At 69.4% G+C, this 26,111-nt stretch carries 31 protein-coding genes; 15 read left to right on the top strand and 16 right to left on the bottom strand.

All coding sequences use genetic code 11. The features are described 5' to 3' along the window. Positions 1–10: 10 nt before the first annotated feature. Positions 11–484, bottom strand: a complete 474-nt coding sequence (greA, locus tag EPN98_RS01560; protein ID WP_293359303.1) for a transcription elongation factor GreA — start codon at positions 482–484, stop codon at positions 11–13. 190 nt (positions 485–674) lie between these two features. Between greA and EPN98_RS01555 the strand changes: the two genes are divergently transcribed. After that, the gene (locus EPN98_RS01555) at positions 675–1,307 is read left to right on the top strand and encodes a glutathione S-transferase family protein (RefSeq protein ID WP_293359300.1); all 633 of its coding nucleotides are present in this window, start codon (positions 675–677) and stop codon (positions 1,305–1,307) included. Here the strand turns inward: EPN98_RS01555 and EPN98_RS01550 are convergent. From EPN98_RS01550 to EPN98_RS01540, 3 genes are all read right to left on the bottom strand, one after another. Beyond that, positions 1,304–1,882, bottom strand: a complete 579-nt coding sequence (locus tag EPN98_RS01550) for a hypothetical protein (protein ID WP_293359297.1) — start codon at positions 1,880–1,882, stop codon at positions 1,304–1,306. The genes EPN98_RS01555 and EPN98_RS01550 overlap by 4 nt on opposite strands. A gap of 50 nt (positions 1,883–1,932) precedes the next feature. Further along, positions 1,933–2,439: an ATP-binding protein gene (locus EPN98_RS01545; protein WP_293359294.1), complete on the bottom strand. Its 507-nt coding sequence runs from the start codon at positions 2,437–2,439 to the stop codon at positions 1,933–1,935. A gap of 154 nt (positions 2,440–2,593) precedes the next feature. Continuing rightward, positions 2,594–3,382, bottom strand: coding sequence for a glucose 1-dehydrogenase (locus EPN98_RS01540; protein ID WP_293359291.1), 789 nt, complete (start codon positions 3,380–3,382; stop codon positions 2,594–2,596). An 86-nt stretch (positions 3,383–3,468) separates the two neighbouring features. Between EPN98_RS01540 and EPN98_RS01535 the strand changes: the two genes are divergently transcribed. After that, entirely contained in the window at positions 3,469–3,987 is a 519-nt protein-coding gene (locus tag EPN98_RS01535; protein WP_293359288.1) for a GNAT family N-acetyltransferase, read from the top strand. A 15-nt stretch (positions 3,988–4,002) separates the two neighbouring features. Here EPN98_RS01535 and EPN98_RS01530 read toward each other — a convergent pair whose 3' ends face one another. From EPN98_RS01530 to EPN98_RS01520, 3 genes are all read right to left on the bottom strand, one after another. Continuing rightward, a complete protein-coding gene (locus EPN98_RS01530) occupies positions 4,003–4,176 on the bottom strand; it encodes a hypothetical protein (protein WP_293359285.1) in 174 nt (57 codons plus the stop codon). Between the two features lie 271 nt (positions 4,177–4,447). Beyond that, positions 4,448–5,401: a hypothetical protein gene (locus EPN98_RS01525; protein ID WP_293359283.1), complete on the bottom strand. Its 954-nt coding sequence runs from the start codon at positions 5,399–5,401 to the stop codon at positions 4,448–4,450. Further along, positions 5,398–6,387, bottom strand: coding sequence for an alpha/beta hydrolase-fold protein (locus tag EPN98_RS01520; protein WP_293359280.1), 990 nt, complete (start codon positions 6,385–6,387; stop codon positions 5,398–5,400). Before EPN98_RS01520 ends, EPN98_RS01525 begins: the two co-directional genes overlap by 4 nt. 139 nt (positions 6,388–6,526) lie before the next feature. Here EPN98_RS01520 and EPN98_RS01515 point away from each other — a divergent pair, with 139 nt between their 5' ends. Further along, complete coding sequence (locus EPN98_RS01515; protein ID WP_293359278.1) at positions 6,527–6,805, top strand: hypothetical protein; 279 nt, start codon at positions 6,527–6,529, stop codon at positions 6,803–6,805. Here the strand turns inward: EPN98_RS01515 and EPN98_RS01510 are convergent. Next, the gene (locus tag EPN98_RS01510) at positions 6,802–7,497 is read right to left on the bottom strand and encodes a VIT family protein (protein WP_293359276.1); all 696 of its coding nucleotides are present in this window, start codon (positions 7,495–7,497) and stop codon (positions 6,802–6,804) included. The two genes, EPN98_RS01515 and EPN98_RS01510, sit on opposite strands and share 4 nt — an antisense overlap. A gap of 155 nt (positions 7,498–7,652) precedes the next feature. Between EPN98_RS01510 and EPN98_RS01505 the strand changes: the two genes are divergently transcribed. The 3 genes from EPN98_RS01505 to EPN98_RS01495 all read left to right on the top strand — a co-directional run bounded on the left by EPN98_RS01505 (position 7,653) and on the right by EPN98_RS01495 (position 10,750). Then, a complete protein-coding gene (locus EPN98_RS01505; RefSeq protein WP_293359274.1) occupies positions 7,653–8,375 on the top strand; it encodes a cytochrome b/b6 domain-containing protein in 723 nt (240 codons plus the stop codon). 93 nt (positions 8,376–8,468) lie between these two features. Next, positions 8,469–9,551 carry an alpha/beta hydrolase gene (locus EPN98_RS01500; protein ID WP_293359272.1) on the top strand — a complete coding sequence of 361 codons (1,083 nt, stop codon included), beginning with the start codon at positions 8,469–8,471 and terminating at the stop codon, positions 9,549–9,551. Between the two features lie 68 nt (positions 9,552–9,619). Continuing rightward, on the top strand, positions 9,620–10,750 hold the full coding sequence (locus tag EPN98_RS01495; protein WP_293359270.1) for a hypothetical protein: 1,131 nt from the start codon (positions 9,620–9,622) through the stop codon (positions 10,748–10,750). 54 nt (positions 10,751–10,804) lie between these two features. Here EPN98_RS01495 and carB read toward each other — a convergent pair whose 3' ends face one another. Continuing rightward, positions 10,805–14,095, bottom strand: coding sequence for a carbamoyl-phosphate synthase large subunit (carB, locus tag EPN98_RS01490; RefSeq protein ID WP_293359269.1), 3,291 nt, complete (start codon positions 14,093–14,095; stop codon positions 10,805–10,807). Between the two features lie 233 nt (positions 14,096–14,328). Here carB and EPN98_RS01485 point away from each other — a divergent pair, with 233 nt between their 5' ends. From EPN98_RS01485 to EPN98_RS01465, 5 genes are all read left to right on the top strand, one after another. Next, positions 14,329–14,559 carry a hypothetical protein gene (locus tag EPN98_RS01485; RefSeq protein WP_293359268.1) on the top strand — a complete coding sequence of 77 codons (231 nt, stop codon included), beginning with the start codon at positions 14,329–14,331 and terminating at the stop codon, positions 14,557–14,559. A 169-nt stretch (positions 14,560–14,728) separates the two neighbouring features. After that, entirely contained in the window at positions 14,729–15,133 is a 405-nt protein-coding gene (locus tag EPN98_RS01480) for a cupin domain-containing protein (RefSeq protein ID WP_293359266.1), read from the top strand. 129 nt (positions 15,134–15,262) lie between these two features. After that, entirely contained in the window at positions 15,263–15,778 is a 516-nt protein-coding gene (locus EPN98_RS01475; protein ID WP_293359264.1) for a sigma-70 family RNA polymerase sigma factor, read from the top strand. Beyond that, the gene (locus tag EPN98_RS01470) at positions 15,775–16,509 is read left to right on the top strand and encodes an anti-sigma factor (protein WP_293359261.1); all 735 of its coding nucleotides are present in this window, start codon (positions 15,775–15,777) and stop codon (positions 16,507–16,509) included. The genes EPN98_RS01475 and EPN98_RS01470 overlap by 4 nt, the downstream gene beginning before the upstream one ends. A gap of 7 nt (positions 16,510–16,516) precedes the next feature. Beyond that, positions 16,517–16,987 carry a YbjN domain-containing protein gene (locus EPN98_RS01465; RefSeq protein ID WP_293359258.1) on the top strand — a complete coding sequence of 157 codons (471 nt, stop codon included), beginning with the start codon at positions 16,517–16,519 and terminating at the stop codon, positions 16,985–16,987. Positions 16,988–17,029: 42 nt separating this feature from the next. Here EPN98_RS01465 and sigJ read toward each other — a convergent pair whose 3' ends face one another. The 4 genes from sigJ to EPN98_RS01445 form a co-directional block, all read right to left on the bottom strand. Then, entirely contained in the window at positions 17,030–17,896 is an 867-nt protein-coding gene (sigJ, locus tag EPN98_RS01460; protein ID WP_293359255.1) for an RNA polymerase sigma factor SigJ, read from the bottom strand. A gap of 1 nt (position 17,897) precedes the next feature. Beyond that, positions 17,898–18,443, bottom strand: a complete 546-nt coding sequence (locus EPN98_RS01455) for a hypothetical protein (protein WP_293359253.1) — start codon at positions 18,441–18,443, stop codon at positions 17,898–17,900. A gap of 3 nt (positions 18,444–18,446) precedes the next feature. Continuing rightward, positions 18,447–18,845: a hypothetical protein gene (locus tag EPN98_RS01450; protein WP_293359251.1), complete on the bottom strand. Its 399-nt coding sequence runs from the start codon at positions 18,843–18,845 to the stop codon at positions 18,447–18,449. A gap of 104 nt (positions 18,846–18,949) precedes the next feature. Further along, positions 18,950–19,645: an HAD family hydrolase gene (locus EPN98_RS01445; RefSeq protein WP_293359434.1), complete on the bottom strand. Its 696-nt coding sequence runs from the start codon at positions 19,643–19,645 to the stop codon at positions 18,950–18,952. A 153-nt stretch (positions 19,646–19,798) separates the two neighbouring features. Here EPN98_RS01445 and EPN98_RS01440 point away from each other — a divergent pair, with 153 nt between their 5' ends. Next, a complete protein-coding gene (locus tag EPN98_RS01440) occupies positions 19,799–20,914 on the top strand; it encodes a response regulator (protein ID WP_293359248.1) in 1,116 nt (371 codons plus the stop codon). On the opposite strand, the gene EPN98_RS01435 is transcribed toward EPN98_RS01440, so the two are convergent. The 3 genes from EPN98_RS01435 to EPN98_RS01425 all read right to left on the bottom strand — a co-directional run bounded on the left by EPN98_RS01435 (position 20,893) and on the right by EPN98_RS01425 (position 22,251). Then, positions 20,893–21,138 carry a DUF1272 domain-containing protein gene (locus EPN98_RS01435; protein WP_293359245.1) on the bottom strand — a complete coding sequence of 82 codons (246 nt, stop codon included), beginning with the start codon at positions 21,136–21,138 and terminating at the stop codon, positions 20,893–20,895. The genes EPN98_RS01440 and EPN98_RS01435 overlap by 22 nt on opposite strands. Before the next feature lie 61 nt (positions 21,139–21,199). After that, on the bottom strand, positions 21,200–21,823 hold the full coding sequence (locus tag EPN98_RS01430; protein ID WP_293359242.1) for a VOC family protein: 624 nt from the start codon (positions 21,821–21,823) through the stop codon (positions 21,200–21,202). Continuing rightward, entirely contained in the window at positions 21,820–22,251 is a 432-nt protein-coding gene (locus EPN98_RS01425) for a DUF1330 domain-containing protein (RefSeq protein ID WP_293359239.1), read from the bottom strand. Before EPN98_RS01425 ends, EPN98_RS01430 begins: the two co-directional genes overlap by 4 nt. 76 nt (positions 22,252–22,327) lie before the next feature. On the opposite strand from EPN98_RS01425, the gene carA reads away from it, so the two are divergent. The 3 genes from carA to dnaG all read left to right on the top strand — a co-directional run bounded on the left by carA (position 22,328) and on the right by dnaG (position 26,087). Beyond that, complete coding sequence (gene carA, locus EPN98_RS01420) at positions 22,328–23,500, top strand: glutamine-hydrolyzing carbamoyl-phosphate synthase small subunit (RefSeq protein ID WP_293359236.1); 1,173 nt, start codon at positions 22,328–22,330, stop codon at positions 23,498–23,500. A gap of 186 nt (positions 23,501–23,686) precedes the next feature. Further along, positions 23,687–23,962, top strand: coding sequence for a hypothetical protein (locus EPN98_RS01415; RefSeq protein ID WP_293359233.1), 276 nt, complete (start codon positions 23,687–23,689; stop codon positions 23,960–23,962). Positions 23,963–24,170: 208 nt separating this feature from the next. Next, entirely contained in the window at positions 24,171–26,087 is a 1,917-nt protein-coding gene (dnaG, locus tag EPN98_RS01410) for a DNA primase (protein ID WP_293359230.1), read from the top strand. Positions 26,088–26,111: the final 24 nt, after the last annotated feature.

The raw sequence follows: 26,111 nt of genomic DNA, 5'->3' as shown, positions 1-26,111 counted from the left end.
CAGGCGTGGATCAGACCCACTCCACCTTGGTGATCTCGTAGGACTTGCCGCCGCTGGGGGTGATCACCTCCACGACGTCGCCCTTCTCCTTGCCGATGATCGCACGCGCGATCGGCGAGGTGATCGAGACGCGGCCACGCTTCACGTCGGCCTCGTGCTCGCCCACGATCTGGTAGCGAGCTTCTTCCTCGGTGTCCTCGTCCACGACCGAGACGGTCGCGCCGAACTTGATCTGGCTTCCCGACAGCTTCGAGACGTCGATCACCTGGGCGCGCGCCATGCGATCCTCGATGTCGGCGATCTGACCCTCGATCCAGCCCTGCCGCTCCTTCGCAGCATGGTACTCGGCGTTCTCCGACAGGTCGCCGTGAGCTCGCGCCTCGGCGATCGCGCCGATCACGGCGGGCCGCTCGACCGTCTTCAAACGCTTCAGTTCTTCGTCGAGGGCCTTGTAGCCCTCGGCGGTCATCGGAACTTTTTCCATCGTGACTCGAAGTTCGCCTTGGTGGATCCCCAACCCGGCCGCGGGCGCACGCGTCCCGGGGGCAGAGATGCTAGGATTGTGCGCCGCAAAAAGCAAGACCGGGTAGGTAGGTCTTCGGCCCGAAGGACCGAGGCGGCGCTTGGCCGCGCGACCTGCGCGCCTTAGCTAAGTACGCGACGAGGAGAATGCTATGGCCGCGAGGCGCGGGATCACCCTTTACCACTCGCCGGCCAGTCGGGCGTTCACCGCCTATTGGATGCTGGAGGAGATCGGCGCCGCCTTCGACGTGCGGATCGTGGACATCCGCAAGGGCGAGCAGAAGGACCCAGAGTACCTCAAGCTCAATCCCGCCGGAAAGGTGCCGACCCTGACCGATGGCGATGTCGTGGTCAGCGAGAATCCGGCGATCGCGATCTACCTGGCCGACCGCTACAGCTACGGGACCCTGGCGCCGAAGATCGACGATCCGGACCGCGGCGCCTACCTGAAGTGGATGGTCTATTCGACCGCCGTGGTCGATCCGGTGGCCTACCTGCACGAACAGTCGATCGACCTGCCAGGGTTCGGGCCGGGGTTCGGGACCTTCGACGACATGGTAGGCGTGCTGAGCATGGCGCTGAAGGGCCGGAATTGGCTGCTGGGCGAGCGGTTCAGCGCGGCCGACGTGGTGCTGGGCGGCACGATCTCGCAGCTGATCTACCGTAAGGTGCTGCCCGACGATCCGGTGCTCAGCGACTACAACGGCCGACTCACCCGCCGCGAGGCCTACCACCGCGCCGCCGACGCCACCTGGCCGGCACACCTGTTTCCGCCGGTCGCCTAGTCCAGGTCGGGCAGGGGTAACGCGCCGTCCGAAGGCGTCGCGACCTCGGCGACGTTGAGGGTCATCGAGACCAGATCGTAATAGCCGTTGACCCCGATCAGGTCGACGACGCCCTGGTCGCCAAACAGCTTCTGGACGCGGGCGTAGGTCGCGTCGCTGACCTTCCGGTCGCGGCGCAGCTCGATGCAGAAGTCGTAGATCGCGGCCTCGTCCTCGGCCATGCCGCGGGGCCGAAGCCCCTTGGCCAGATCGGCCGCGACCTCGGGCCTCAGGCCGCCCTGCATCGCCAGAGGGTAGTGGGCGTACCATTCGAACTTGGCGTTCCAGTGCCGTGCGGTGATCAGGATCGCGAACTCGTTCAGGCGCGGCGGCAGGCTGGACTTGTAGCGGATGTGCTCGCCCACCTTCTGCAGCCGGTCGGCCAGCTCTGGGCTGCGCAGCCAGGCGTTGAAGGGACCGCGGATCGAACCGCGGGGGCCCGAGACGATCGCGTCGGCCACCTGCTTCTGCGCCGGCGTCATCTGCTCGGGCCTGAGCTCGGGGAACCGCTCCGCCGCGTTGGCCGCTGTCGCCATCGTGATCCCCATCAGAAACGCCGCAACCCGCATCATGCCCCGTCCGCCTGTCAGTTGCTTTCGCTGATGATCGCGCCTTCGAGTTCCCATGGATCAGGCGCCTCGAACACACCCTCGATGAAGTCAAAATGCTCGGGTGGGACCTCGATTGCGAAGTTCTCGCCGCGCACGACGTTGCGCTCGGCCACACGGGCGCGTCGCACCTCTGCCGGCGCTGTCACATAGTGGAACGTCAGCGGTAGCCCCGCCCCCTCGGCGATCTCCCGCACCCGCGCCCGGTCGGCCTTACGCATCAGGCCGATGTCGAAGATCACCGGCGTTCCTGTCGCCAGCACGCCGGCGGCGACGGACCAGATCTGCGCCTCGCAGCGCTGAACCCGCTCGATCATCCATTCGTACTCGATGGGCTGGGGCATGTCGGGCGCGAAGAGCTGGGCCATCCATTCGTCCAGCACGAAGGCCACCGCCTTTTCCCGGCGCGCGAAGCTGTGGGCGTAGACGGTCTTTCCGGCGCCGGACGGGCCGAAGATCACGTGGAGGGTCGGGAGGGACGTCATGCTCACGCCTGTAGACGACAGACGGACACCCGTCGACTTGACGGCATGCGCATGCCCAGCTCGTCCTACAGCTCATGAGCTATGGCTGCGATACGGATCCGGCCGACGCTCGGGGCGGATCCGTCCGCGATGAGTCCGTTCCGGCCAACCGATCTCAGCGGATGGTGAGGCCGCCGTCGATCACCAGTTCCTGGCCGGTGACATAGCGGCTCTCGGACGAGCACAGCCACAGCACGCCGTTGGCGATGTCCTCGGGCCAGCCCTTGACGCCCAGCGGCACGGCCAGGGTCGACATGGCGTCCAGGTCGGGCGGGGCGTTGGCGAGCGGGTTCACGGCCTGGCCGACGGTCAGCCAGATCGGCGTCTCGATCAGGCCCGGGTGCACCGAGTTCACGCGAATGCCGTCCTTGGCGTTGGCGCATTCCATGGCGACCGCCTTGGTGAAGAGGCGCACGCCGCCCTTGGTGGCGCAGTAGCCGGCCAGGTTGGCCGAGCCCTTCAGGCCCGCGACCGACGAGATGTTGACGATCGAGCCGCCATCGCCGCTCTCGCGCATCAGCGGGATCGAGTGCTTGGTGCCCAGGAAGACGCCGTCGAGGTTGATGGCCGTCTGGCGGCGCCAATCCTCGAGCTTCATCTCCAGGATGGAGCCGCCGATGCCGATGCCGGCGTTGTTCACCAGGAAGTCGAGGCGCCCGTGGCGCTCCCGGATGCCCGCGACGACGTCGGCCCAGACATCTTCCTGGGTGACGTCGTGATGGACGTACTCGGCCTTGCCGCCGGCCTTCTTGATGCCGGCGACGACCTCGGCGCCCAGGGCGTCCTGAATGTCGGTGACGACGACGAAGGCGCCTTCCGACGCCAGCTTCTCTGCGCAGCCGCGGCCGATGCCGCTGGCCCCGCCGGTGACCAGGGCCACCTTGCCCTGTACCCGATCGCCCATGACGTTCCTCCCCTTATCGCTGGTTAGTTGGAGTGGTAGCTCACGCTTGGGACGTGGAACAGGGCGCCGCGAGGGAAGGGCTGGACATGATCTTGAATATTCGGCCGCTGGAACCTGGGGACGCCGCGGCCTTGGCCCTGGTGGGGCAGGCCACGTTCCTCGAGACCTACGCCTCGGTGCTGCCCGCTGCCGACATCGTGTACCACTGCCGTCACGAGCACGGCGAGGCGCGGTACGCCGGCTGGCTGGGCCAGCCCGGCTACGATTTCTGGGGCGCCGAAATCGACGACCTGGGGGGACTGGTCGGCTATGCGATGCTGAGCCCGCCCGACCTGCCGGTGGCGACCGCGCCGGGCGATCTGGAGCTCAAGCGCATCTATCTGCTGTCGAAGTTCCAGGGCGGCGGCGTGGGCGCGCGCCTGATGGGCGCCGTCTGCGAGGCGGCGCGGGCGCGGGGCGCAAGACGGCTCTGGCTGGGCGTCTACGGCGAGAACGCCAGCGCAATCGGCTTCTACGCCCGCCAGGGTTTCACCCAGGCGGGCGTGCGGAAGTTTCAGGTGGGCGCCAACACCTATGACGACCTGGTGCTGGCGCGCGATCTCTAGGTCAGCCCGGGACGGCTACTGCATCCACTTGGGGTCGGCGCTGCCGGTGGTGACGATCCCGTAGATGAACCCGACGGCGAGGAGGACAATGGCGGCTACCATGATGACGCCGACCATCCCCTCGAACTTTTCCGCCAGGTGTTTCGGCTTGTGATGTTTCACATCGCCGGCGTGCGGTTCGGTATGCATGACTTCTTCCTCGCAATCCCTTGTGGAGTTTTTGGTCTCCACGCCAGGCTGCGGCAGACGCCAGAGGCGTCCCCCGGAAGTGCGCCCGTCCAGACCGTCCCCAGCCAATGCGGCCGGGAGGCGGAGAGGGCGTTTGTCGCGGGCCGCCGGGGCGCGCCCTTGCCGCCTGTCTCAGTCAGGCGATGAGGGGAGTCTGCGCCTCCTGCGTCATGGGGTCAACCGTGGTGGCGCTTGGCGCTGGGTCCCTGGTCCCGGCCCCATCATGCCGCGGTCAGGCGGCGGCTCGCGCCTTCGCCGCGGCATAGATGTCGGGCTCGGCCAGCCAGTCGTTCACGGCGCCGACCACCCTGCGGCCGGGCCCGTCGCCCTGCACGAAGCTGCCCTGCCATTTGCGGTCGTAGACGGGAATCTCGTAGCGGACGAAGGCCTTCAGACGTCCAGGCACAGCCTGTCCGTTCTTGAACTTCCAGATCACGCGGCGATCGGACCCCGGGGGATCGAGGACCATATCGCTGAGCGCGGTCTCGGCCCCGTCGATCTGCCAGCCGCCGCTGGCGCCCTTGGCGCCCAGCAGCGTGGTGGCGTTGGCGCCGTCGCCGGCCAGCCAGGCATAGTTGAAGGGCTGGTCGAACCGGGGCGCCTCCTGGCGCTGCTCGTGGAACTTGGACGGGCCGTTCAGGCGCAGCTTGCGCCCGCCAATCTCGACCTCGCCGTCGACGAAGCCGTAGACCTCGTCGCGGCCTTCCAGGACCTGCGCCCCGAGGGGGCTCACGCCCAGGAACTGACAGCTGATCCTGCCTGGGATCCGGCCCGGGCCGTGCGGAGCGGTGCGGCTTTCGTGGAACATCAGCTCGGCCGAGAGCCGCACCGCCGGCAGGGCGCCGCCGCCCCGCCGCACACGGATCAGTTCGGCCTTCAACGGGCTCGCCCGATACTCCGCCACCTGAGCGCCGGCCAGGCGGTCGCCGCCGCATGGGAGGTCGTGGCTGGTGAAGGCGTAGAACCGGCCCTCGTGGAAGATGTGGCACCACAGCCAGGTCTGTCCCTCGACCGGGAAGCGGCAGAAGCGGAGCGTCATGGCGCTGCCGCCGTCGAGGCCGACGGTCATGACCATCGCGCTCTCGGAATAGGCCTTGGACCCGCGCACGGCGGTGTCGGCGGCTTTGGCGGGCAGGGCCAGGGCGGCGGGCGCGGCGGCCAGCAGGGTGCGGCGAAGGAGGGTCATCGGGCCGGGCTCGTCGAAGGGAAGGGAGGGCGCGGCTCGCCGTCGGGCACGCCCATCGAGCGGCGCAGGCGATCGATCGCGGCCTTGCGGTCGGCGAAGCTGTCATCGGGCGGGCCGGGCCGCAGGACCTCGCGGTCCAGGAACTTCAGCGCGTCACGCATGCGCGGCTGCATGGTCCTGCCCAGGTGGTCGGCGCCGCGGACCAGCCGGTACTCATGGGGGACGCCATGGTCCCACATCACGCGGTGCAGGAACTCCACGCCCTCATCCAGGTGGAACATGTCGAGGTCGCCCACCTCGATGTAGATGGCGAGCTTGCTGGCCAGGATCGCCTCGCGGTTGGCGATGACCATGTTGGCCGGATTGGAGCGCTTCCAGAGTTCGCCGTCCACAGGGTCGCCGAAGATCGATTTGAAGAACGCGTCATTCCGCTGGAAGCGGTTGCGCATCTTCACGTCGTCGAAACTGAGCGCCGGCTCGATCCCGGCCTCCAGCGCCGCCAGGCCGCCGAACACCTGCGGGTGGTCGAAGCCGAGGCGCAAAGACCCCAGGCCGCCCATGGAGATGCCCGTGACCACGGTCTTGCTGCGTTCGGCAGACAGGCCGTAGCGACGGCGCAGCTCGGGGATCATCTCGGTGACAAGGAAGGTCTGCCACCTCTGCGACCCGTCCTTGTAGTCCATGTAGAGCGAGCGCTGGACGTTGGGCGTGACCACCACCGCCGGCGCCACCTCGTTCGCCGCCCAGGCCGCGTCGACGATGGGCCGCATCTGGGTGAGGAAGCCCTCGTCGCCGCCGCCGCCGTGCAGCATCAGGATCAGGGGCAGCTTCTGGCTGGGCTGGTAGCCGTCGGGCAGAAGTACGGCGACCTTCACCGGCGAGGGGACCAGTTTCGAGGTGAGCTCGATCGTCTCCAGCTTCGACGCCGCGTTCGCCGCGCCCGCCAGCGTCACCGCGAATAACACCCCCAGCACGGCCTTCAGCACGCCTAGCCTCCCTCTCGTTTCGACGAGGCTAGCACCATCGCGGCGGACGCGAAGGCGCCGCCGGCATGGCTCCAGGCTATGCGCCATGGACTTGTGCGGCATCCGGCGGCACTTAGCCGGCGGAATTCCGGAGACGCGCATGGTCCACCTCGACGACTTCATCGATGACGGCGACGACGGCGAAGAGGGGCCGGACGTCGCGGCCGACTTCGCCGCGCTGAAGGGCTGTCTGAAGGCTCTTGCGGACGCCATCGCCAGCACCAACCTGGCGGTTATCAACGGCGCCCAGGGCGACGTCGCCGCCGCTACCCAGCGCGTGCAGGCCTCGATCGGCGCCCTCAAGCGCTTCCACGAGGCGATGAAGGTGCTGGAGTCCGGAACCGAGGAAGAGGCCGCCGAGGACGAGGAAGAGTCCTAAGCGGCCACGCCGAACAGGGCGCCGACGCCGGCCGTTGCCGCGAGCGCCAGCGCCCCCCAGAAGGTGACGCGCACGACGGCCTTGCCCATGCCCGCGCCGCCAGCCTTCGCGCCGATCGCGCCCAGTATGGCCAGGAACAGGATCGCCGCGGCCGACACCACCGGCACGATCAGCGGCGGCGGCGCCAGCAGCGCCGCCAGCAAGGGCAGGGCGGCTCCGGCCGAGAACGTCAGGGCCGACGCCAGCGCGGCCTGGATCGGGCGGGCGGTGGTGATCTCGGAGATTCCCAGTTCGTCGCGCGCATGGGCGCCCAGCGCATCCCTGGCCATGAGCTGGTCGGCCACCTGGCGGGCGAGGCCCAGTTCGACGCCTCGAGCGACATAGAGGTTCGCCAATTCCTCGCGCTCGAAGGCCGGCTGGGTGGCCAGTTCGCCGCGCTCCCGGGCCAGGTCGGCGGACTCGGTGTCGGCCTGAGAGCTGACCGACACGTACTCACCGGCCGCCATCGAGAACGCCCCGGCGACCAGGCCAGCCACGCCGGCCAGCAGGATTTCGCTGCGCCCCTGAGAGGCGGCGGCCACGCCCACCACGAGGCTGGCGGTCGAGACGATGCCGTCATTCGCGCCCAGCACCGCAGCGCGCAGCCAGCCGATGCGCTGGACCATGTGGCGTTCGAGATGGCGGGGCGCCATGGCGGGTCCTTGCGATTGGGAGTGAGAGGCGATTGCGCCCAGGCTCGCCCTCTCTGACCGAATAGCCAAGCGCGCGCATTGATCGAGGTCATGGGCGCAGGGGCGGGCCGCGCCTAACCGGGATGCGGGCGGGCCAACAGATCGGGATTGATGCGATGACCGAAACCCTCCTCCAACGCCCCGCCAGCCTCAAGGTCTGGGACCTGCCCACCCGGCTGTTTCATTGGGCGCTCGTGGCCGTGATCGTGCTGGCCTTCCTGTCGTCCGAGGAGGACAGCGCACTGGCGCAGTGGCACCAGGCCGCGGGCTGGATCGCTGGAATCCTGATCGTGTTTCGGCTGGTCTGGGGGTTCCTGGGCGGGGAGCACGCCCGCTTCGCCGACTTCCTGCGACCCGGGCGGCTCGTGAGCCACGTTGGCGACCTGTTGCGGCGCAAGCCAGCGGCCGAACTCGGGCACAATCCGCTGGGCGCGCTGGCCGTCGTGGCGATGCTGGCCCTTGTCGCGGGCTCGGTGGTCACCGGGATCACCCTGCTGACCGGCGGCGGGGAAGACCTGCACGAGGAGCTGGCCTACGGCCTCCTGGCCGTGATCGGCGTCCACGTGGCCGGCGTGGTCTTCATGTCGTTCGCCACCCGCGAGAACCTGATGCGGGCGATGGTGACGGGCCGCAAGCCCAGCGACAGGCATCCCGGCGGCGCGGACGCGAAGCCAGCCGCGATCTACGCCTTGCCGCTGGCGGGGCTCGCCGTCGCCGCGGCGATGCTGGGCGCGATGCGGATCGACCCCCAAGCCTTCCTCCCGCACGCGAACGCCGAGGCCGGCGAGGGCGGCGAACATGCCGCCCTGGACCACGCGGATCACGACGACGACGACTGAACGCCGGCCAGGGTCGCCCGAACGCGCCATAGCCCCCCTCGCGGCCGCGGCGGCGATGGCGTCTAATGCCGGCGGAGAGCGCGGGGGCGACGTATGCTGCGGAAGATTGGGCTGGGCCTGCTGGGACTGTTGGCGCTGCTCGTCGTCGTGGGCGCAGGTCTGGCCGGCTACCGCGTGCTGCGCCAGTCGCAGGCCGCCGAGCGGCTGGCGCTGACAGGACCGGACGCGATCAGCGAGGCGGGCTTCGTCCGCATCGGCGGCATCGACCAGTGGGTCTCGATCCGCGGCGAGGATCGCGACAACCCGGTGCTGGTGATCCTGCACGGCGGTCCCGGCGCGGCGTTCCAGCTGATCGCCTACGACGCGATGCGGCCCTGGGAGCGCGACTTCACCGTTGTGCAATGGGACCAGCGCGGCGCCGGCCGGACGTTCGGGCGCAACGGACCCGAGGGCTCGGGGACGATGTCCATCGACCGGATCTCGGCCGACGCCGTCGAGGTGGTCCAGCACGCCCTGGCGCGCACGGGGCAAAGCAAGGCGATCGTGCTGGGCGTGTCGTGGGGCTCTATCGTGGGCGTCCAGGTCGCCCGTCGGCGGCCCGACCTGCTGCACGCCTACGTGGGCGCCGGGCAGGTGGTCGACATGGCCGCCAACGAGGCCGTGGGCTACGACGGCCTGGTGGCGCGGCTGACGGCGCGCGGCGAGACCAAGGCGCTCGAACAGTTGAAAGCCATCGGCCCGCCGCCCTACGCCGACATGGCCGAGCTGCTGGATGAGCGGAAGATCCTGATGGCCCATCCACCCGCGAGCGAGCGCGACCTCTACCCCAAGGCCGTCACCGCGGCGCTCTCGGCGCCCGATGCGGGACTGGGTGACATCGGCGACTGGCTCAAGGCCGGCGAGTTCAGCGTGAGCCGGCTCTACGGGGAGATGATGACCTACACCGACCGCGCGGCGCCGGCTCCGATCCCCGTCCCGGTGGTGATCATCCAGGGCGACGAGGACATCCAGACCCCGACGGTCCTGGCTCGCGAATACTTCGACCGCCTCCAGGCGCCGTCGAAGACCTGGGCGATCCTGCCGGGCGGCGGGCACAACGCGGTGTTCGCCATGCCCGAGGCTTTCCACAAGGCGCTGCTGAAGCATGTGCGGCCGCTGGCGACCGTGGCGCCGTGATCGGCGAGGCTTGAGCTATAGTGGTGCGGGGCGGCGGGCAGGTCGCGGGCGGTCGGGGGACGTGAGCGATGGCGATGGCTGGGCGGAGCGTCGATAGCGCGGAGGCGCGTCACGGCCTGTTCCAGGACGCCCTGGCCGACTGGACGAACGACGACGTCCTGCAGACCAAGGAGGCCCGGGCGGCGCTGGGCGCGCGGCACCCGACCGCCCTGCGGGTGCTGGACTGGCCCGAGCTGCGGGCTCTCTTCGCCAAGTACGATCCGCCGGCCACGCAGCACGGCCTGCGCGACCGCAGGTTCGGTCTGCTCTCGGTGGCGGTGGCGGCTTTGGGTCTGGTGCTGGCGCTGGCCTCGCCGCTGGCCATCGGCGCCGAGCGGGCGGTGGAGATGCTGGCGGCCGCGCTGGTGGTCGCGGGCTTGGCGATCATGGGGTTCCACAGGTTGGGCGCGAAATCGAAGTCCCGCGCGCTGGGCCAGCGGTTCGGAGCCGAACGGGTCAGGGCGCTGTATTTCCAGGCGGTGCTCGCCAACCTCGACCTCGTGTCGCGGGCCATGACGGACGATGCCGCGCTGGGCGAGTGGAAGATGGCGCGCGGGCGTCTGCTGGATCATCTGCCCGAGCCCGAGGATCTGCCCGGCCAGGTCCCGAAGCTCGCCGGCCCGGTCGATGACGACGCCGAGGCCTGGGTGGCCCCCGAGTGGTCGAACCCGCCGCCGCCGCCTGAGCCCTCGGCCCAGCTGGAGCTGCTGCTGCGGCTGCTGCGCGGGCAGCGGATGGACGGGCAGATCGATTATGTGGAGCGGAAGCTCGGCGCCTCGCTGGGCGCCCCGGGCCAGCGGGCTGCGGTGGTCAGGATGCTGAGCCGGCTGCTGCTGGGCGCCGCGGGAGTCACCGGCGCGATCGCCGCGGTGCTGGTCTTGGGCATGGGCCGGGCGCTGGGAGACACCGATGTCAAGCTGGCCCTGGAAGTCACGGCCGGGGCGGTCGTCGCGGTGATGGCCCTTGCGATGCTCAACGACGGGCGCCTGCTGGCGGGAGACGCCGAGCGCTATGCGGCCTACCTCGCGGCCGTCTCCAAGGCCCGTACGCGGTTCGACCGGGGCGGTGTTGCCGAGAAGCTGACCGCGCTCCGGGAGATGGAGGTCATCTGCTACCGCGACCTGCGCGCGTTCATCGGCGCGCACTGGCGGTCGCGATAGGGGGCTGCCTCGGCTTTAGGCCCACTCCCGCCGCACCGCGGCGAGAGAACCTAATCACGCGTAGCTCTGCAGCGGACGCACTTCCAGCGGGCCTTCGGCCACCGCCGCGATGGCGCGGGCGGCGGCCAGCGCGGCGGGCGTGGTGGTGAAGTAGGGGATCTTCATCATCAGAGCCGTGCGGCGGATCTCGAAGCTGTCCTTCAGCGACTGCTTGCCCTCGGTGGTGTTGAAGACCAGCTGGACCTCGCCGTTCTTCATCGCGTCCACGATGTGGGGGCGGCCTTCCAGGACCTTCTTCACCACCTCCACCTTCACGCCGTTGTCCGCGAGGAACGCGGCGGTGCCGGTGGTGGCCAGGATGCGGAAGCCCTGGGCCGAAATGATCTGGGCGGCTTCCAGGATCCAGTCCTTGTCGGCGTCCTTGACTGAGATGAAGGCGCAGCCCTTGGCGGGCAGCACGGTGCCGCCGCCCAGCTGGCTCTTGGCGAACGCGCGGGCGAACGCCGGGCCGGGGCCTTCGCCGGGCCGGATCCAGTCCAGGCCCATGACCTCGCCGGTCGAGCGCATCTCCGGGCCCAGGATGGTGTCGACGCCCTGGAAGCGGGCGAACGGGAACACCGCTTCCTTCACCGCGATATGGTCGTAGGGCTTGTCGACCAGGTTGAAGTCCGACAGCGGCCTGCCGGCCATCAGCTTGGCGGCGATGGCCGCCACGGGCTCGCCGATGGTCTTGGCCACGAACGGCACCGTGCGGCTGGCGCGCGGGTTGACCTCGAGCACATAGATGCGCGGGTTGGCGCTGGTCGGCTCCTCGATCGCGAACTGCACGTTCATCAGGCCGCGCACGTTCAGCGCCTTGGCCATGGCTTCGGTCTGGCGTTTCAGCTCGGCGATGGTCTCGGGACGCAGCGAGAAGGGCGGCAGCGAGCAGGCCGAGTCGCCCGAGTGCACGCCCGCTTCCTCAATGTGCTCCATCACGCCGGCCACGAACACCGCGCCCGTGGAGTCGCACAGGGCATCGACGTCCACCTCGGTGGCGCGGCGCAGGTACTGGTCGATCAGGACGGGGTTGTCGCCCGACACCTGGACGGCGGTGGTGATGTAGCGCTCGAGCTGCTCGTCATCGCGGACGATCTCCATCGCCCGGCCGCCCAGCACGTAGGAGGGGCGGATCACGACGGGATAGCCCACCTTGTGCGCGCCGGCGAAGGCCTCGTCGCGGGTGCGGGCGATGGCGTTCACCGGCTGGGCGATCTGCAGCTTGTGCAGCAGCTGCTGGAAGCGCTCGCGGTCCTCGGCCAGGTCGATGGCGTCGGGGCTCGTGCCCAGGATCGGGATGCCGGCGTCTTCCAGCGGCTTGGCCAGCTTGAGCGGGGTCTGGCCGCCGAACTGGACGATCACGCCGATCAGCTCGCCCTTGGCGCGCTCGACGTCGATCAGCTCCAGAACGTCCTCGGCCGTCAGCGGCTCGAAGTAGAGGCGGTCGGAGGTGTCATAGTCGGTCGAAACCGTCTCGGGGTTGCAGTTGACCATGATCGACTCGACGCCGATCTCGTCCAGCGCGTAGGCGGCGTGGACGCAGCAGTAGTCGAACTCGATGCCCTGGCCGATCCGGTTCGGCCCGCCGCCCAGGATGATCGCCTTCTTGCGGTCGGACGGATCGCTCTCGCAGTCGGGCGCCTGGCCCAGAGCTCCCGTCTCGTAGGTCGAGTACATGTAGGGGGTCGAGGCGCGGAACTCGCCGGCGCAGGTGTCGATGCGCTTGAACACCGGGCGCACGCCCAGGGCGCGGCGCTGCTGGCGGACGGCCTTCTCGGTGGCGTCCGTCAGCTTCGCCAGGCGGGCGTCCGAGAAGCCGGCGGCCTTCAGCTTGCGGAAGCTGGGCGCGTCGGCGGGCAGGCCGTCCTTGCGGATGGCCTCCTCGGTCTTCACCAGGGCTTCCAGCTGGCGCAGGAACCAGGGCTCATAGCTGCAGGCGCCGTGCACCTCTTCGACCGTCAGGCCGGCGCGGAACGCCTGGGCGATGACGCGCAGGCGGTCTGGGGTGGGGGTGGCCAGTGCGCGCAGGATGGCGGCGTGGCCCATCTCGGGATCGTCGCCGCCCTCGATGGCGACTTCGTCCAGGCCGCTCAGGCCTGTCTCCAGGCCGCGGAGCGCCTTCTGCAGGCTCTCGGCGAAGGTGCGGCCGATCGCCATGACCTCGCCGACCGACTTCATCTGGGTGGTGAGGTAAGGTTCAGAGCCCGGGAACTTCTCGAAGGCGAAGCGCGGGATCTTGGTGACCACATAGTCGATCGAGGGCTCGAACGATGCGGGCGTGGCGCCCGTGATGTCGTTCATCAGCTCGTCGAGCGTGTAGCCCACGGCCAGACGGGCGGCGACCTTGGCGATGGGGAACCCGGTGGCCTTCGAGGCCAGCGCGGAAGAGCGCGACACGCGCGGATTCATCTCGATGACCACCATACGGCCGTCGGCGGGGTTCACCGCGAACTGCACGTTGGAGCCGCCGGTCTCGACGCCGATCTCGCGCAGCACCGCGATCGAGGCGCGGCGCATCCACTGGTATTCCTTGTCGGTCAGCGTCAGCGCGGGAGCGACGGTGATGGAGTCGCCGGTGTGCACGCCCATCGGGTCGATGTTCTCGATGGAGCAGACGATGATGCAGTTGTCGGCCTTATCCCGGACGACCTCCATCTCGTACTCTTTCCAGCCCAGCACGCTCTCTTCGATGAGCACTTCGGTGGTGGGCGACAGGTCGAGGCCGCGCTCCACGATCTCGCGGAACTCCTCGATATTGTAGGCGATGCCGCCGCCGGTTCCGGCGAGGGTGAACGACGGGCGGATGATCGCCGGCAGGCCCACCAGCTCGAGCCCCTCCAGGGCCTCGTCCATCGAATGGGCGGCCTTGGACTTGGGGCTTTCCAGCCCGATCTTGTCCATGGCGTCGCGGAACTTCTGGCGGTCTTCGGCCTTGTCGATCACGTCGGCCTTCGCGCCGATCATCTCGACATTGTACTTGGCCAGCACGCCGTTGGCCTCGAGCGCCAGCGCGGTGTTCAGCGCCGTCTGGCCGCCCATGGTGGGCAGCAGCGCGTCCGGGCGTTCCTTGGCGATGATCTTCTCGACCATCTCGGGCGTGATCGGCTCGATGTAGGTGGCGTCGGCGACGTTCGGATCGGTCATGATCGTCGCCGGGTTCGAGTTCACCAGGACGATCCGGTAGCCCTCAGCGCGCAGCGCCTTGCAGGCCTGGACGCCCGAATAGTCGAACTCACAGGCCTGGCCGATGACGATGGGGCCGGCGCCGATGATCAGGATCGAGGAGATGTCGGTACGTTTGGGCATCGGTCTCGCGCGAATGGGCGGCCGCGCGAAAACGCGCGCCGGCGCCGGTCAGAACTTCAGGTTAAGGCGCCCCAATAGAGACCCGCGCCCGGTCACGCAACCCGCTCTCTCGACGCAGCCGAACACACGATTTGGTTCCCGGAAATTTCTCTGTGGAATCACGCAACTAACCGGAGCCTCACGCTCTATCTCCCACGAGCGCCGACCGTCGGCGCAGTCGAAGTGGAGTTCCCATGAGCCTGCTGGAGAGAATCCCGACCCTCAGCGACGAGGAGGTCGTGAACCTGCTGGCGAACGCGCAGAGGCTGGTCGAACAGGGCGACGAGAAGCAGAAGGCCGCCGCGCTGGAGCTCCTGCCGCTGCTCAAGAGCCAGGCCGAAGAGCGCCATGCCGAACGCATGGAGCGCGCCAAGGAAAAACGCGCCGCCACCCGCAAGGCCACGCTGAGAGTTCAGGCGGCGTAGGCCCGCCGGAGGCCAGCGCCCCCTCCACGACTACGGGCTCCTCCGCAAGCGCGTGAGGAACTCGAAGCGGGCGATCCGCTTCAGTTCCTCCGGGACGCCAATGGGGAGAGGGACCACGAAGTGGGTGGAGGGCGCTGACGCGGCCGCAGAAGTGAGGCAGGCTCGCGGCATGCGAACTCTCATTCTCGCCGCCCTGGTGCTGTCCACCCCGGCCGCGGCCCAGCCCGTCACCGTCGGCACGCCGGTGATCCTCGACGCGACGCTGTCGGGTCAGCCCATCCGGGCGCCGTCAGGCGATCTGCGGGTGACGATCACTCAGACGCAGCTGCCCGTCGGCGGCAAGCTGGCGGCGCACAAGCATCCCTATCCGCGCGTGGTCCAGGTGCTGGCTGGACGGCTGGAAGTGCGCAATCTGGAGACCGGGCAGAGTCGGCAGGCCAGCGCCGGCGACTGGATGGTGGACGCTGTCGACCAGTGGCACGAGGCCGTCGTCGTGGGCGACGAACCGGTGCGGCTGATGACCATCGACCAGGCCCCGCCGGGCAAGCCGGTGACCATCATGCGCAATCCCTGATACGCCAACGCTTGCATCCGCGCGCGCGGACAGGCAGCTTCGCCGTGTCAGTTCGTCGCACGCGAACGCTTGCCCCAGGGACCTCCATTGGCCGCTGTAGCCACGACGCCAGACGTCCTCTCCACGCTGATGTCCCGCATCGCCGCCGGTGAGCGCGAGGCCCTGCGACAACTTTACGACGCCACCTCCGCGAAGCTTTTTGGCGTCTGCCTCCGTATCCTCTCCGACCGCGAGGAGAGCGAGGACGTATTGCAGGACGTTTACGTCACCATCTGGCGACGAGCCGACCGTTTCGACGGCGCCCGCGCGAGCGTGATGACCTGGGTGTCCACGATCGCACGGAACCGTGCGATCGACCGTCTCCGCGCCCGCGGTCCGATGGCTTACGCCGAACAGGTGGACGACCTCGAGATCGCCGACGGGTCTGTGGGGGCCGAGGCGCTGCTCGAGGCCGCCGACGACAGCAATCGCCTTCAGGGATGCCTGAGCGAGCTGGACGACCGGACGGAAAAAGTCATTCGCACCGCCTTCTTCGAGGGGGTGACGTACGAAGCCCTGGCGCGCCGGATGGATGCGCCACTGGGGACGGTGAAAAGTTGGATTCGTCGGGGACTGGCGAAACTTAAGGGCTGTCTCGAGTCATGAGCGAAGCTCCCGATCTTTCCGAAGCCGAAGCCCTGGCCGCCGAGCACGCGCTGGGGGTTCTGAACGCCCGCGAACGGGCGGCTGCCGAGACCCGCATGGCCACCGACCCGGCGTTCGCCGCCGATGTCGAGGCCTGGCGCAATCGCCTGGCCCCCATGCTGGACTCCGTCGCCTCTGCGCCGCCGTCGCCCGAGCTATGGCGCCGCATCGAGCGGCTGCTGCCCGCCAACGACAACGGCGCGCTGATGAACCGCCTGAAGTTCTGGCGCAACTCGGCCATGGGCGGTTTCGCTCTCGCCGCCGCCAGTCTCGCGGCCGTGGTGGTCCAGGTGAACCAGCCGCCCGTCACGATCGAGAAGCAGGTCCCCGTCTCGCCGCAAGGCCAGTTGCTGAGCGCCAGCGTCGTCAGCCAGGACAGCCGCGTGCAGCCGCTCTTCGTGGCGGCCTATGACCCCGACCGCAAGTCGCTGATCGTCACCTCGCTGCTGCCGGAAGGCTCGGAGCGCGACAAGGTGCACGAGCTGTGGCTGATCGCCGGTCAGGACAAGCCGAAGTCGCTGGGCCTGGTCGAGAGCGGCAAGGCCAAGGTCATCGCCCTGCCGACCGAGCTTCTGGCCAAGATGGCCGACGGCGCGGCGCTGGCCGTCTCGCTGGAACCGCCAGGCGGCTCGAAGAGCCCCGACGGCCCATCGGGCCCGGTCATCGGCGTCGGCAAGCTCTCGAAGCTCTAGGCCCGGCATGATCCGTCACCTGCTGGCCGCCGCGGCCTGCCTGGCGCTTGCGGCCGGGTCGGCGCAGGCGCGTCCGATTTCGGACAAGGGCATGACGGTCGAGGAGGTCTCGGCCTGGCTGAAGTCGGTGGGCCACGAGCCCAAGATTCAGAAGACCGACGACGGCGAACCCTATGTGGAATCGGCCACGGCGGGCGGCGTGAAGTTCAGCGTGGATCTCTACGACTGCGCGGAGGGTCGGTGCCGGGCCCTGCAGTTCGTCGCCAGCTTCGACGTCAAGGATCCGGTCTCGGCCGACAAGGTGAACGCGTGGAACCGCAAGCAACGGTATCTGCGCGCCTACATCGACGACAGCGGCGACGTGACATTCGCCTATGACGCCAACGTCGCACCCGGCGGGACCTTCGAAGCGCTGCAGGATGACTTCGATGTGTTCCTGCAGATTCTGCCAGCGGCCCTTGAGCATATCGGCTGGTGAGATGAATACCCCATTCGAAGCGGAATGGCCCTGTGGGAGATCCTACACGTGCCGCAGCTTGTCGGGGTTGCGCATCACGTAGATGGCGGCGATCCGGCCGTCCTCGTCGGGCTCGAAAGCGAAGGTTTCGGGGCCATCGGCCATCTGCAGCAGCAGGCCCGGCGCGCCGTTGATGCGCACCGCCTCGACAGACTTCACGCCCATGTCGCCGTGGCGCCACACGATGCCCTGGATCAGGCCCATGACGTCGTCGCGGCCCACCAGCACCCGTAGCGCCGCCGTCCGCTTGCCGCCGCCGTCCGAGACCATGATCGCGTCCTCGGCCAGCAGCTCGGACAACGCCTTCGTATCGGCGGTGGCGCTGGCGGCGGCGAAGGCGGCGGCCAGTTTCAGCGCCTTGTCATGGTCGACGGTGAAGCGAGGCCGCGCGGTCTGGACGTGCTCGCGGGCGCGGCTGGCCAGCTGGCGGACGGCCGACTCCTTGCGGTCCAGCGTCTCGGCCACCTCGGCGTAGTCCTGCTCGAAGACGTCGTGCAGCAGGAAGACGGCTCGCTCCAGGGGCGAGAGCCGCTCCAGCGCCAGCAGAAAGGCCACGGACACCTCCTCGGCCCGTTCCACCGGATCGGCGGTGAGGGGCTCGATGAGCGGCTCGGGCAGCCAGGGGCCTTTGTAGGCGGCGCGCTCGGCCTTGGCGGCGCGCAGGCGATCAATGCAGAGCCGCGTCGTCGTGCGCACCAGCCAGGCCGCGGGGTCGGCAACGTCGGCGCCCGCCCGCTGCCAGCGTAGCCAGGCGTCCTGTACGGCGTCCTCGGCCTCGCTGACCGAGCCCAGCATGCGATAGGCCAGCCGCTTGAGACGCTGGCGATTGGCCTCGAAGCCGTCGATCAGGGCCGCATCCATCGTCGCCATCCTAGGCCGCCAGCCGAAGGGGCGCGACCGTCTCTCCGGCGACCTTCACCCGCGAGCAGGTCTTGCCGTAGCCCAGCGCGTACTTGAGCGTCGGGTACATGCGAGACGCCACCAGGGCCAGGCCCACGGCCACGAGGGCCGGGTCGCCGAAACGGCGGACGATCTCGTCGCGCAGCGGGTCGCACGCCTCCATGTCGCGTGCCAGGCTGGCGCGGGCGAAGCGGTAGCCCAGCGCGGCGGTCTCGCCCATCGCCCGCTCGTCGCCGGCGATGATGGCGCGCAGGATCTGCGGGTCCACGCCGTTCGCAGCAGCGATGTCGACGCCCACCTGCACGCAGGGTCCGCAGTCCTCGGTGAGCGTGCCGTAAAGGCCGGCGGCGACCAGCAGCTCGCGCGGGGCGGCCGACGGGTCCAGGGCCTGCGTGCCCAGACTGAATTTCATGAGGCTCCAGGGCTTCACGCGCAGGACGTGGCGCATGTAGCCGGCGTCGTAGTTGAAGGCCTTCTCGAACTTGTCGAGGTAGCGGGTCAGGAAGGTCTTGAGCATGGGTCAGGCTCCGATCGTGCGGGGTTTGCGGAACAGGGCCAGGGCCAGCGGGATCGCGGCGAACAGGTAGACGCCTACGAAGTCGCGCTGGACGTCAGCCAGCGGGCTCGACCCGCAGGTGGCGTCGTAGACATGGATGGCCGCGTGCATCGTGAGCCACGCGGCCGCTGTGGCCATGGCCGCCCAGCCGGCGGCCGGCCGCCACGCGAACCAGGCCAGTCCCAGCCCGCACATGACGTAGATCGCGCCGATGTCCTTGATGAAGTGCGGGTTGAACGGTCCGGTCGTGACCACCCCCGGCACGGCGTCATACCAGGCCAGCGACGCCCCCAGCATCACCACCCCGTTGGCCCCCAGCAGAAGGGCCATCACCCCTGCCAGGTATCGATCCCACGCGCGCATCCACGCCCTCCATCCGGTCCTTTGCGCCTAGGACGGAGGGGCGGCGGCGGTTGTGACATCGTGGCGAATGACGTCGGCTTAGCCTTTGGCCGCGTCGGGGCGGTTCAGCTGAGTCCGCGCACCCAGGCCGGCAGGTCGGAGATGCTCTCCAGCTCCGCGAAGCGCGGGTGCTCGCCCGGCGGGTCGGCGACTTCGTGGGCCCAGGTGATGTGGTAAGGGATGTAGGCGCCCCAGGCGCCGGCCTCGAGGGCCGGGAGGATGTCGGAGCGCATGGAGTTGCCGACCATCACGGCCTCTTCGGCGCCCGTGCCGAAGCGCTCGAAGACGCGGCGGTAGGTGCCGGCGTCCTTCTCGCTGACGATCTCGACGCCCGCGAACAATTCGCCCATCCCAGACGCGGCCAGCTTCTGTTCCTGGTGCAGCAGGTCGCCCTTGGTGATCAATACCAGGCGATAACCGTCGACCAGGTCGTGCAGCGCCTCCTCGACGCCGGGCAGGGGCTCGACGGGGTGGGCCAGCATCTCGCGGCCGGCGGCCAGGATGTCGGCGATCAGGCGGCCGGGCGGCTCTCCGCCGGCCAGTTCCATCGCCGTCTCGATCATCGACAGCGTGAACCCCTTCACCCCGTAGCCGTAGAGCCGCAGGTTGCGACGCTCCACCTCGGCCAGCTTGGTGTTGGTGGTCTCGTGGTCGGCGAAGTCGGCCAGCATCTCCCGCAACCGGTCCTGGGTCAGGCGGAAGATCGTCTCGTTGTGCCAGAGGGTGTCGTCGGCATCGAGGCCGACCGTCGTAATGCGCATGGCCTCGCCCATACGCCGCGGACCCATCGGTGTGCAATCGCCACGGGCGGGCGATGCGGGCGCGTCTGAACCCACGCAATCCCTTATGGCGCAAGGGTTTCGAAACCCATTTCGGGGAGTTTGCTGACGGGCGGTTCTTGTGGAGCGGGCGCGATGCAGCGATGGCTGGCCAGGCTGGTCGGCGGCCACGCCGTGGCCCGGGCGCAGGCTCAGGCCGATCTGGCCGAGAGCCGGCTGCGCGACGCGATCGACGCGATCCCGGAAGGCGTGGTCTTTCTGGACTCCGAGGGTCGCTACATCCTGTGGAACCGGCGCTACGCCGAGATCTATCACCGTTCGGCCGACCTGTTCCGGCCCGGCGCACGCCTGATCGACACCCTGCGCGAGGGGGTGCGGCGGGGGGATTATCCCGACGCCGTCGGTCGCGAGGCCGAGTGGCTGGCGGCGCGCGAGGCCAAGCTCGCCACCGCCACGGGCGAACGCCATGAGCAGCAGGTGGCCGACGGCCGCTGGCTGATGATCGAGGAGCGGCGCACTTCGGACGGAGGCGTCATCGGCCTGCGGGTCGACATCACCGAGATGAAGCGCCAGGCCGAGGCGCTGGAGCAGGCGCTGGCCCACGCCGAGGCCGCCCATCGCGCCAAGGCCGAGTTCCTTTCCGACATGAGCCACGAGCTCCGCACGCCCCTGAACGGCGTGCTCGGGCTGGCCCAGGCTCTGGACGCCACCGACCTGGGGCCCGACCAGCGCGCCCTGGTCTCAGAGATCCGCGCCGCGGGCCGCCAGCTCGATCGGCTCGTGAACGGGCTTCTGGACTATGGCGGCGTCGACCTCGCGCCCGACGACCATCCGGTTCGGGCCGTCCCTGACCGGCCGCTGCGGGTGTTGGCGGCGGACGACAACCCCACCAACCGCAAGGTGCTGGAGCTGATGCTGGAGGCCGCCGGCGTCGAGGTGGTGACCGTGGAGAACGGCTTCGAGGCGGTGGAGGCCTGGCGGGTCGGCGGCTTCGATGCGGTGCTGATGGACCTGCGGATGCCGGTCACCGACGGCCTATCGGCGATCCGCGCCATCCGAAGCGAAGAGCGGGCTCTGGGCCGGCCGCGTACGCCTGCGGTGGTGCTGTCAGCCAACACCTCGGCCGAAGATCGCGCCGCCACCGCCGCGGCGGGCGCCGACGGCCACATCGCCAAGCCCATCCGGGTCGAGGCCCTGTTCGCGGCGCTGGATGCGGCGCTGTACCCGCCTCAGGCCGCGCAGGCCTTGTGAGCCTTGGTCACCCGCTCGGTCGAGGCCGGGAAACGGGCCAGGGCGGCAGCCGGGCGGATCGGCCGCCGGACCAGCTCGCCTGCGCAGTTCGGGCAGACGCCCGCCAGGCGAACCTCGGCGCACTCGGCGCAGAAGGTGCACTCGAACGTGCAGATGCGGGCGTCGGGGCTGTCGACCGCCAGGTCGCGGTCGCAGCATTCGCAGTTGGGTCGGAGGGCGAGCATGGCGTCAGTTTCTCTCAGATCAGCGCTGGCCTAAATGACAAGTTTCCCTCGTTTTCTGCCGCTAGGGCCCCGTGAGGACGGCGCCTTCGATCTCTGCGTTGAAGAGGGGGCTGGCGTCCTCGGCCACCTCGATCTCAAGACCTAGCGCGCGGTAGAGGCCGGCGAGTTCGGCGGCGCGGGGGTGGGCAACGCTGAACCGCACGAGGCGTGGGCCGGTCGGCGAGGTGATCGAGGGGTGCGGGGTCGCGCCCCAGTCGATGAAGAAGGGGATGAAGGTCCCGAAATCGTGGCCGCCGATCAGCAGCATCCGCCACTCGAGGAGGTCGCCGGACTCGGTGCGGCGCGAACCCGGGACGGGGCCCAACGGGGCCAGCCCAGCCGCGGTCGCCGCCGCAGCCACGGCCTCAAGGTCCGAAGCCCGGGCGGCCCAGTTCACGAGGGCCGGGGTCTCGAGTCCGGCAAGTTGCTGGCCGAATCCACGGAGTTCGGTGTGGCCGGGCGCAGGCGCCAGGACTTCCAGGTAGACCCCGCCGCCCAGCGAGAGCAGCGCATTGGTCGTGCCCATCGTGGGATGGACGCCGCCCGGCGCGGGCGTCGCGCCCAGCCGCGCGGTCACCTCGCGGACGCCGACTTCAAGGTCAGGCGCGCCGAACAGGATATGGTCGAGGGCGACGCCCGGGGTCATTCGCCGAAGCCGTCGCCGGGCTCGCGAGGCGTGAGGCAAAGCAGCCGCGAGTCCGCCACGCCAGCCGTGCGGTGCTTGACGTGCTCGCGGTACTCAGGGTCTCGGACCATGGCGATGAACGCCTCGGCGTCGGGGTACTCCGCGATGAAGGCCAGGTCCCAGGCCTCGGCCTGCGGGCCGGTCACCATGACCCGGGGATTGCCAACCCAGACCTGGCGGCCGCCGACGCGTGCAAAGACCTCGGCCGACGTGCGTCCATAGGCGCGGTAGGCGTCGAGGCCGGTGATGTCCTTGCCGTGATCGGGATGATCCGCGGGGTATTCGGCCCTCGGCTTGAGGCGGATCAGGTTCAGCATGTTGATGGGCTGGCCCTTGGGCAGGGTCTTGAAGACGGCCCAGGCCTCGCGATCCGGATCGATATAGGTCATAGGTCCCCCCGCCGCATTGACCGCACCTGCGGGACTCACTACCTAGCGCGCCGTTTGCCCACAAGGAGCCTCCCTCATGAGCCGTGACCTGCTGCCCGGCGTCACCGGAGTCCTCGTGCTTGCCGACGGCACGGTCCTGCAGGGGATCGGCGTGGGCGCGGTGGGCGATGCGGTGGGCGAGGTGTGCTTCAACACCGCCATGACCGGCTACCAGGAGATCCTCACCGATCCCTCCTACATGGCCCAGATCGTGGCCTTCACCTTCCCGCACATCGGCAACGTCGGCACGAACGTCGAGGACATCGAGCAGATGTCGGGCTCGGCCGAGACGGCGGCTCGGGGCGCGATCTTCCGCGACCTTCCGACCCGGCCCGCCAACTGGCGCGCCGACAGCGATCTTGAGACCTGGATGAGCCGGCGCGGCGTCATCGGCCTGGCCGGGGTCGACACCCGCGCACTGACCAAGGCGATCCGCGAGCACGGCATGCCGCACGGCGTCATTGCCCACAATCCGGACGGCGTCTTCGACCTCGATGCGCTCGCCGCCAAGGCCAAGGCCTGGTCGGGCCTGGAAGGCCTGGACCTGGCCAAGGACGCCTCGTGCCTGCAGCCCTTCGTCTACGAAGAAGGGCTGTGGAGCTGGGAAGGCGGCGGCTACGCCAAGGCGGCCGAACAGCCGAAGTACGAGGTGGTGGTCGTCGACTACGGCGTGAAGCGCAACATCCTGCGCGCGCTGACCTCGGTGGGCGCGCGGGTCACCGTAGTGCCGGCCAAGACCTCGGCCGAGGACATCCTGGCGCGCAACCCGGACGGCATTCTGCTGTCGAACGGCCCCGGCGACCCGGCGGCGACGGGCGAGTACGCCGTGCCTGAAATCCAGAAGCTGGTGGCGAGCGGCAAGCCCGTCTTCGGCATCTGCCTGGGTCACCAGATGCTGGCCCGCGCGCTGGGCGCCCAGACCGTCAAGATGGAGCAGGGTCACCACGGGGCCAACCACCCGGTGAAGGACCTGACGACCGGCAAGGTCGAGATCGTCTCGATGAACCACGGTTTCACGGTCGACCGCGACAGCCTGCCCGAGCCGGTGGTCGAAACCCACGTCTCGCTCTTCGACGGCACCAACGCCGGCCTGGCGCTGAAGGACAAGCCCGTCTTCTCCATCCAGCATCACCCCGAAGCCTCCCCGGGGCCGACGGACAGCCTCTACCTGTTCGAGCGCTTCGCCGGGCTGATGGACAAGGCGAAGTAGGGCGGGCTCAGTCGCTAGCCGTCCGCCTTCGCGACCGGGTGCTCCTTTTCCGGTTGGCATACCCTTGCGATGCGAACGTTGGTCACTAAGTAACGCGCGTCCGGAAAGCTCGGCCGTAAGAGCCTGCGCGTCCGGACAGGGAATGAACAGGAACTGGGTCGCCCTTCAGCTAGACGAGGAACGACCATGATGCGCACGTTTGCCCTGGCGCTTGCCGCCAGCGCCCTCATCGCCGCCCCCGCCGCCGCCGGCACGGCCAAAGTGGCTTTGGACGGCAAGACTCCCCAGGAAGTCAGCCGCGCCGTTTGGGCCGCTGCCCAGCGCGCCTGCCTGAAGCGCGAAGTCGCCATCACCATGATCGAGGCGCACCGCGCCTGCGTGGTGGCCACCTACAAGAGCACGCTGGCCAATTCGGGCAAGCCGCAGCTGGCGGCCCTGGCCGACACGCTTCCCGCGTCGTGACCGACCTGCTTCTCGACCCCTGCCGCGCAGGCGGCGGGGGACGGGGAGCGAAAGTGGCCGGCCCGATCATCGGCGACATACGTCCGCTTTTGACAGCGAGCGAGCCCAACGGTTTCCCACAGGTCGCCCACAGGGGAATCGGCGCATCCACGGGTGCGGCTTGCGACTCTCTCGCGCTCGCCGCCGGGAGATGTGAAGGCTCGGTGTGATGGTCGGGCGGTTCGACGAACGTTTTCTCGAGGAGATCAAGTCGCGGCTTCGGCCGTCCGACGTGATCGGTCGCACCGTCAAGCTGCGCAAGCAGGGCCGCGAGTACGTGGGCCTGTCGCCGTTCAACAAGGAGAAGACCCCCTCGTTCTACGTGAACGACGACAAGGGGATGTTCTTCGATTTCTCGTCAGGCAAGACCGGCGACCTGATCACCTACCTGCAGGAGACCGAGCGGCTGAGCTTCGCCGAGGCCGTCGAGCGGCTGGCGGGCGAGGCCGGGGTGCCGCTGCCGGCGGTGGACCCGCGCGGGGCCGAGCAGGAGAAGGTTCGCCAGGGCCTGGGCGACTGGCTGGAGCTGGCGGCCCAGTGGTTCGAGGCCGACCTTCGCCGCCCGCACGGCCGCGAGGCGCGGGCCTACCTGGAGAAGCGCGGCCTGCCCGAGGCCGAGTGGGCCCGGTTCCGGATCGGCTTCTCGCCGTCGAACCGCACCGCGCTGAAGGACTACCTGATCACCAAGGGCGCAAAGCCGGGCGAGCTGGTCGAGGCGGGCCTGTTGGTGGCGCCGGAAGAGGGCGGGGCGCCCTACGACCGGTTCCGCGACCGCATCATCTTCCCCATCCTGGATGCGCGCGGCCGGGTGGTCAGCTTCGGCGGCCGGGCGATGGATCCGCAGGCGCGCGCCAAGTACCTGAACGGCCCAGAGACCGTGGTCTTCCACAAGGGCCACCATCTCTATGGCCTCTCGGAGGCGCGTAAGATCCTGGCCGCCGCCAAGGCGGACGAAGCGCCCCCGCTGGTGGTGGTGGAAGGCTACATGGACGTGATCGCCTGCATTCGGGCGGGCGTCCCGGCGGTGGCGCCCATGGGCACCGCCCTGGGCGAAGATCAGATGGAGGCGCTGTGGCGTCACCATCCCGAGCCCACCCTCTGCTTCGATGGCGACCGGGCGGGCCGCCAGGCCGCGGCGCGGGCCATCGACCGGGCGCTGCCGCTGCTGAAGGCGGGGCGCAGCCTGCAGTTCGCCATCGTGGAAGGCGGCAAGGACCCGGACGACGTGCTGCGTGACCAGGGCGCACCGGCGCTCCGCGCCCAGCTGACCAAGACCACGCCGTTCGCCGAGGCCCTGTTCCGCCGCGAGCACGACGACGCCGAGCCGCTGGACACACCCGAGCGGAAGACCGCGCTGAAGGTGCGGCTGCGCAAGCTGGCCGCCAGCATCGCCGACCCCGACCTGGCTCAGGCCTACAAGGAAGACCTGCTGGCCCGCTACGAGGCCCTGTGGCCGACGCGGGCGCCTGTCTACACGGTGGGGGCGGCGGGCCGGGAGCTGTCGCGCGCGCGCTGGGACAAGCGCAAGCCCGTGCTGACCGGCGCCACGACCGAGGGCAAGGACGCGGCCCAGCGCCTGCGCGCCTCGTCGAAGCCGCTGTCGGCGGCCCTGGCCCACGCGGCGGTCCACGACCTGACCCTGCTGGACGACTCCATCGAGCTGGTGGGCTCGCGCGGCTTCGGCGACGAGAAGCTGGACAAGCTGGCCCACGAACTGGTGCGCCTGCGCTACGAGACCGACCATCTGGAGATGGACGCGCTCTACCGGCGCCTGCTGGCCAGCGGCGTGACCAAGGCCGATCTGGACCGGGTCGAGCGTGAGGCCGGCCGCGCGGGCGTGTCGGCGCCGTTTCTCAAGGAGAGCGGCGAGCGGGCCCGCGTCCTTTGGCGCCAGGCCTTCGACCTCCTGATGCAGCTGGAGGCGCTGGAGCGCGCCGTCGAAGCGGCCCTGCAGGACGTCGGCCGCGACCCCAGCGCCCTCAACACCCTGGGCCCGCTGAAGGCGGAACGCGACCACCTGCGCCGCCTGATCAACAGCGACTGGACCCAGGACGAGATGGCGCCGCCCACCGTGCTGCCGCACTGACCTTCCCCGCCGACGGCGCGGAAA

The organism is Phenylobacterium sp. (genome assembly GCF_004299445.1).
Lineage (GTDB): Bacteria > Pseudomonadota > Alphaproteobacteria > Caulobacterales > Caulobacteraceae > Phenylobacterium.
Note: the sequence above shows the minus strand (reverse complement) of the source record. Positions and strands in the feature narration are given on the sequence as shown.